At 35.1% G+C, this 2,225-nt stretch carries 2 protein-coding genes and 1 pseudogene; 1 reads left to right on the forward strand and 2 read right to left on the reverse strand.

From position 1 onward, the window contains the following. The coding region (locus MRT15_RS11080) for a hypothetical protein (protein ID WP_304330260.1) at positions 1–198 on the reverse strand (198 nt) is incomplete at its 3' end. A 99-nt stretch (positions 199–297) separates the two neighbouring features. Here MRT15_RS11080 and MRT15_RS11085 point away from each other — a divergent pair. Beyond that, complete coding sequence (locus MRT15_RS11085; RefSeq protein WP_304330261.1) at positions 298–1,257, forward strand: hypothetical protein; 960 nt, start codon at positions 298–300, stop codon at positions 1,255–1,257. On the opposite strand, the pseudogene MRT15_RS11090 reads toward MRT15_RS11085, so the two are convergent. Beyond that, a pseudogene (locus MRT15_RS11090) lies at positions 1,250–2,225 on the reverse strand (hypothetical protein); the annotation flags it as partial. The gene MRT15_RS11085 and the pseudogene MRT15_RS11090 sit on opposite strands and share 8 nt — an antisense overlap.

Raw genomic sequence — 2,225 nt, forward strand, 5'->3', positions numbered from 1 at the left:
AAAATTATAAAGGGGAATTGGTGTTAAACCCACTAGCTTCATATTACCAGAAACATTTTTGCAGCCTTTTACATCCAAAGTATATACTGTCAGATCAAAACCTTTGGCCATCAGCCTCTTACTAACATTGTATAACCATCTTTCTCCCCCACCATACATGATTGCAAATGCCTCTGTAAGTACATTAATGGTCTTCATCAGTTCTCTTGTCAAATATTGTGTTTAGAAAATTTATAATCTTTTTCAGAATCCCAAAATTTAATATTCATAAATAATTATTGTTATACTACCTGGATGATGAATATATATACACCTTTAATCCTTCTACCGTCAATATCCTTTATAACAGTTTATATTTCAACACCATACATTTCTAAGAGATTAGAGGAGAAAAATATTGTAGGAATCGACCTACATAAGAAAGGAAACCAAAAAATTCCTACAGCAGGCGGAATAGCATTACTCCTAGGATTCACAGGCGCCCTAACAATTGCCGGAATACTCGATTTAGACGCAAAAGCTCTAATGCTAATATATATCACTGCAACACTAGCATGCCTACTAGGCCTACTAGACGACCTACTAACATTAAGCAAAAAAACACTCGTACTCTTCTCAATACTAATAGGAACACCCTTCCTCACATACCACAAAGGCTCAACATTCGTAACACTAACACCATTCGGACCCCAAGATCTAGGAATAGCATTCTGGCCACTAGCACTCTTAGGCGTAGCATTCCTAGCAAACAGCGTAAACATTTACGCAGGATTCAACGGACTAGAAGCAGGACTAGGACTAATAACATCAACAAGCCTAGCCATATCAGCAACAATATACGGTTCAAAAGAATCAGCCATAACACTATCCATACTAGCAGCATCACTCCTAGCATTCCTAAAATACAACTACTACCCAGCAAAAACATTCATAGGAAACAGCGGCACATACATGACAGGAGCCATAATAGCCTCAGCAATAATAGTCGGAACAATAAAAACAGCAGGAATAATAGCATGCACACCATACATAATAAACTTCATACTAAGAGCAAAAGACAAATTCCAATGGACGGTAGGCACAACAACAGAAGACAACAAAATAATATCACAAAAAATCTGCTCACTATGGAGCATATTCATGTACAAAAAGCCAACAGACGAGAAAACAGTTGTAAAAAAATGCTGGACAATCCAAGCAATATTCGGAACACTAGCAATCATGTACTCCTACATAACAGTAAACTATTTCATTTAACAAGTTTAAAAACCGTAACTTCATGGTTAGCCCAAACCTCCCTAAACAAACTACTATTCTTGTACAAATCAACATAGTAGAAGGAACCATTATATGGGTGAAGACGATTCCATACAACAACATAACCATTACTATAATTCTTCAAAATGTCATAAACCGTTTCTGGAACCGAACCAGGTAAAGAATCCAAAAAAGTCCTATTAGCAACCACAAGCAGAAAACGCATATAATTACCACCACCAACACTCACAACAACAGCATCAGACTCAGAATAATCTTTAAACCAAACCAAACACTCGTAAAAGCCCTCCTGCTGAGGCCTACTCCAAGAAGAGGCATAAATAGGAACAATAACATTGCTATAACTTGAAAGATAAAGCATCAGAAAACAAAAGATGATAAGCAAAATCTTAAAAATCTTTTTAAATCTTTCAGAAGGCATGGCATACACCATTCTTCTCCCCAAAGGTAACAAAACTTTTTCGTAAACTAACGGAATAAGAAGACAAAAAGGTATAAAAGACAATAAAGCAAAACGCCAAGCATTAGTTGAAAAGAAGCTGACAACGATTATCAAAAAAAGCCAAGCAAAGGGAAAAATGCCAAACCCCAGCTTTCTTTTCAAAAAATATAATCCTGCAAGGAAGAATGTAGTAATAAACAGAATTAAAGCAAAAACATTTTCATTACTATATAAGTAAAAGTTCAGCAGTAAAGGAATTTCTCTCAAAAGATATAAGATAAATTCATTTGAAGCAAATACAATTTGATTAAATGGGCCAGAAAGTGCTGAAGGTAAACGTAGAAAAAGGGAGGAATGTATAGCAAAGACGATTATAGCGCCAAGAAAAAAACACAATAATAACTTTAATGAAACATTAATAATGTTATAACGATGCTCAAAAAATATTAGATAGATGATTGCAGAAACCACAGTTAAATATACCAAAGCATCTGAAGAATGAGCT

It is taken from the genome of Candidatus Culexarchaeum yellowstonense, assembly GCF_024707025.1.
In the GTDB taxonomy this organism is placed as follows: Archaea; Thermoproteota; Methanomethylicia; order Culexarchaeales; family Culexarchaeaceae; genus Culexarchaeum.